This window comes from Acinetobacter towneri, from assembly GCF_001758345.1.
In the GTDB taxonomy this organism is placed as follows: Bacteria; Pseudomonadota; Gammaproteobacteria; order Pseudomonadales; family Moraxellaceae; genus Acinetobacter; species Acinetobacter towneri_A.
The window spans coordinates 1-4,100 of the sequence record NZ_MKQS01000050.1 but is presented as its reverse complement, the minus strand read 5'-3'; the positions used below and the strand labels follow the sequence as shown (position 1 = coordinate 4,100).

General features: G+C 38.8%; 4 protein-coding genes and 2 pseudogenes. 4 read left to right on the top strand and 2 right to left on the bottom strand.

Going from position 1 to position 4,100, the window contains the following annotated elements; genetic code table 11:
- Positions 1-222, bottom strand: a pseudogene (locus BJN41_RS13875) (IS3 family transposase); the annotation flags it as partial.
- A 694-nt stretch (positions 223-916) separates the two neighbouring features.
- Here BJN41_RS13875 and BJN41_RS13870 point away from each other — a divergent pair.
- From BJN41_RS13870 to BJN41_RS13860, 3 genes are all read left to right on the top strand, one after another.
- Positions 917-1,297: a hypothetical protein gene (locus BJN41_RS13870; RefSeq protein ID WP_070155938.1), complete on the top strand. Its 381-nt coding sequence runs from the start codon at positions 917-919 to the stop codon at positions 1,295-1,297.
- Positions 1,291-2,451, top strand: coding sequence for a CsgG/HfaB family protein (locus BJN41_RS13865; RefSeq protein ID WP_070155936.1), 1,161 nt, complete (start codon positions 1,291-1,293; stop codon positions 2,449-2,451). The genes BJN41_RS13870 and BJN41_RS13865 overlap by 7 nt, the downstream gene beginning before the upstream one ends.
- Before the next feature lie 84 nt (positions 2,452-2,535).
- Positions 2,536-3,159 (top strand): hypothetical protein, encoded by a 624-nt coding sequence (locus BJN41_RS13860; RefSeq protein WP_070155934.1) that lies wholly within the window; start codon positions 2,536-2,538, stop codon positions 3,157-3,159.
- A 180-nt stretch (positions 3,160-3,339) separates the two neighbouring features.
- Here the strand turns inward: BJN41_RS13860 and BJN41_RS13855 are convergent, their stop codons facing one another.
- A complete protein-coding gene (locus BJN41_RS13855; protein ID WP_070155932.1) occupies positions 3,340-3,717 on the bottom strand; it encodes a hypothetical protein in 378 nt (125 codons plus the stop codon).
- Between the two features lie 143 nt (positions 3,718-3,860).
- Between BJN41_RS13855 and BJN41_RS13850 the strand changes: the two are divergent.
- A pseudogene (locus tag BJN41_RS13850) lies at positions 3,861-4,100 on the top strand (IS701 family transposase); the annotation flags it as partial.

Genomic DNA, 4,100 nt, shown 5'->3' with positions numbered 1-4,100 from the left:
TAGATCGATGGGTGGTTCTGTTGGAGCTTTTGATTGATCGAAAGCTTGCGAGGAAGCTGAGATCAATTGATTTTTCCAGTCAATAATTTGGTTTTGATGAACATCAAACTCAGCACTCAATTCAGCAAGTGTTTTTTCTGCTTTAATCGCAGCAAGTGCTACCTTAGCTTTAAAATCATTTGAATGATTTCTTCTTGGTCTACGTGCCATAAAATACTCCATATATTGATGTTTATAACATCATTTGAGGAGCAGAATATCACTTATAGGAGTTGTTCAAATTTACGGATCCATCTCTGTAGAAGCATGTTTAATTCGTCTGATCACAGATACTTTATAAAGTATTTTAATACTTTTTTGAATCCGTCAATGCGTAAGTCCTATAGATGTTATTCCAACTAATTTTTCACCAAAAGATCATTCTACCTGCAGGCTAATAATAATTTTTTTGATTTTTTAATCAAATGTATTATTTTCTCTGTGGGGTTGAATGCTTTATTTTACTTGTGATCTTTGTTTTATTTTAAAAATAGTAAGTGTTTGTTTCTTTGATATTGCAATTCGGGTTTTTATTGATTTTTTTAAATCATATTATTTTTTAGCTTTTATTTTTTATTTTCAGATGTTCTTTGTTACCACAATCCCTTGAATTTGGTATTTTTATAAGTTGTTGTATTTTTTAATTTAAAATATTTTTGAAATATTATTTTACATCTTAAATCATATACCAAGTTTCAGTAACATAGCGATAAAACAAAAAGATATCGGTTATTTATTTTTATTTTTTAGATTAATTTTAAATCTGCTGTTTTATTTATTTTTTTTATATGGTTTGATTGTTTTAAATTAAATATAAGTTAAGTTTATTAAGTCGAGAGTATGAGAATAATACGAATTAATAAAGGTGGGCTAAGTGATGAAAATAACGACAGTTGGAATCGGATTATGTTGTTTATGTTTGTTTAGTCATTCTTATGCAACATCTGATGAATGGAGTACACGTTGGAAGACGTCAAATGCTCGTTCCGCAGAAAATTTGGTTCAAGCCAATTTAATCGAATTAATGGAATCGGATTATTACGAAGGTTTAGGAAAAACTACGATTTATAGTACCTCAACCAGTTCGATTGGGACCGTGAACTCATCGACCAGTAATGTCAATGTCAACGGTTCAGACAACAGTATTGATATTTCAAGTGATGCGGTCAATGAGGCCGAAGTGAATTCAACCACCAATCAAACCAATAACCAAGCCTGTCCAAATCCAAGTACACAACCGGGAGCGCCGCTATGCTGAGTTCTCATTTGAAAAGAAATGTATGCACTCTAAGTTCGCTGTTTGCGTTGAACTTGATCGTGACAGGTTGTACAGGCCTTGCCGCTTCCAATCAGAAGCCCGTTGAACTGGTTCAGGGCCCCCCAATTACAGATATTTTTACCCCTTTCGATATGGCGTTGTCTTGTTTAAAAAGTCAATTGCGTAATGATGTGAATTTCTCAGTTGGCGCAATTTTAGACCAGACAGGAAAGGATGTTGTGACCAATGGGGGTAGTGGGAAGATGGTCACCCAAGGTGCAGGTGACATGGTGCAATCGGCCCTGTTCCAAGCGGGCGTGAGTCTACTGAATCGACGTGATCCTCGAATTATTGAAAGTGAGGCGAAGTGGGGGATTCGGGACCCTCGACATATTCAGGCCTCTGACTACTATGTCACGGGCAGTATCAACAGTTTGGATTTTATCCCTGGCGGTGGTTTTGACATGCAGGTCGGTGGTGTTGGACCGAGTTATAGTCAGACCCGAATTATGGTGGGGCTGGATTTATCATTAACAGATACACGGAGTAGTCGGGTTGTTGCCAATGTATCGCTGCAAAAACAAATTGTTTCACAAGACTATGGCATCAATGCTGGACGGTTTGCAGGACATACCTTACTTAATATTCAAATCGGAAAAGGCGAACGAGAAGCCACCAACTTTGCACTGCGACAAATGCTGAATTTGGCCACGTTTGAACTGTTAAGTCAGGTGATTCCACCCAACACGTTTGAGAGCTGTCGTACAGCCATTCCACCTGAGTTTGGAAGCCTAAACTTAACTCGAAGTTCCGTTGCGCTGCATAAGTATAAAGAAAGTCAGCAACGTGAGGTTGCCAGCAGCAGTGTCTCGTTAGCGAAAGCAGACGAAAACCACAATGACAGTGTCAATGAGCAAAATAAGTCGACCAACACACCCAGTAAAGAGACACGTACCCCTAAACAACAAGAGTCGAATTTGATTAAAGATCCAGACCCTGAACCCGAGATGACCAAGCAGGATCTCATTAAATATATTAGCAAGAAGAAAGCCGCTGCTGAGGCAGAAGTTCAGCCAGAAGATGAGCAGCAATTACTTTGGGATGTTAATCCAGCCATGGTTGAAAACTATTGGTCAACGACTAACCGTGATTAAGAAAATGTAAGAATGGGCTCGCTCTCATTATAAGAAAAGAAGTACTTAGCGAGAGGTACTTCAAAAATGAAAAAGGAAATCACTATGAAAAATATTATCACAACAATCGCTTTAACTTCATCTTTGGCTATGGTATCTGGAGTCGCAATGGCGGGTTCTGGGCATCATGTAACTGTAAACACGGGCTTACAATCAACATTAGCACTTTTAGCGCAACAAGCTGAAAATGGCAGTGCACTGAACCTTGCTATCAATACTGGTAATATTGATGCAACGGTGAATACACAGGGCGGTTTCAATACATTAGATGGCATCGGTGAGTCTATTGCTATTGAAACTTCAGCAATTGGTGCGGTGAATACAGGGAATATTGACCTAGAACAAGGCAGTATGAGCAATGTGAACATGGGCTCATTGAGTAAAGATTTTGCAGCAAACTTAAGTGGCTGGAAAGAAGTGGATGGTGGACATCACTTCCCTGATATGTCAGCAGGCGTAGAAGGTGCTGTGAGTGCAGCAGTTGATACAGAATATTATCAAGAATTTGCTGGTACACTCAGTAATTACGCTGCAGCCAACCTAGCGTTTAACTCGGGTTCTGTTGATGCTTCTGTCAACACCCAAGGCTTTAAAAATGCCATCACTGGTATTAAAACTTCAGCAATTGGTGCTGCCAACACAGGCAATATTACTGTAACTGTAAAATAGGCACATCGCATTATTTGGCCCAAAATCTAACTATCGAAAGATAGTTAGATTTTTTGTGTGGCTATTTTTTATGTTGCATCCTTGAGTTGCATGGAGTGGGAGGTTCACAAGCAAAGTGCAAGCGGTGATCAGTGCCTCGTCTATTGAAATCGTATTAGATGAAAAAACCGACTGAATGATTTAATCAGCATAGATCAGATCATCTTCATGGACATTGATAAAGTCAGGTGCTGGGTCGATCTCAAATTGAACCGCAGCAATTGAAGTCTGGCCTAACATTTTGGCTTTGGCCACGCGATGCATACCGTCCATTACTCGTCCTTGAGTGCATAAAATAATGGGATAGGCTAAGTCCGCTGCTTGAATGAGTTGCATATGTGCAATGATGTCTTGAGTGGTGGGGTGGGTATTGGGATACCAATAGGCTTCTTCTAATTCCTGAATGTTGGATAGAGCTACCTGTCGAATTGGAAAATTGAGTGTGAGTTCAAGCAAATGGCTGATATCCCAGATATAGGTGTCGGCTTCAACATGTCTAAAATGATATTGCTTTCTCATACGGGCGAGCTTGGCTAAAAATACACAAGTATTAGAACATAAAGCTCGATATGGGCGTGCTCCTGAAATAAAAGTGTTTAAGTTTTATAGGACTTACGCATTGACGGATTCAAAAAAGTATTAAAATACTTTATAAAGTATCTGTGATCAGACGAATTAAACATGCTTCTACAGCAACTTGTACATTACCCATTTATATGGGCTTTCTCATGACAGAACCGAACTCTATTAGCTGCACACAACTTGCCGAGACTTATAATATCTCGCATGATAGTGTAAATCGCTTTCTAGAGCGTGAAGACTACACACCTCACGACCTATATCAAGAATCAATTCAACATATTGATAATAATAAACTTATAGTCAGTATTGATGATACTGTT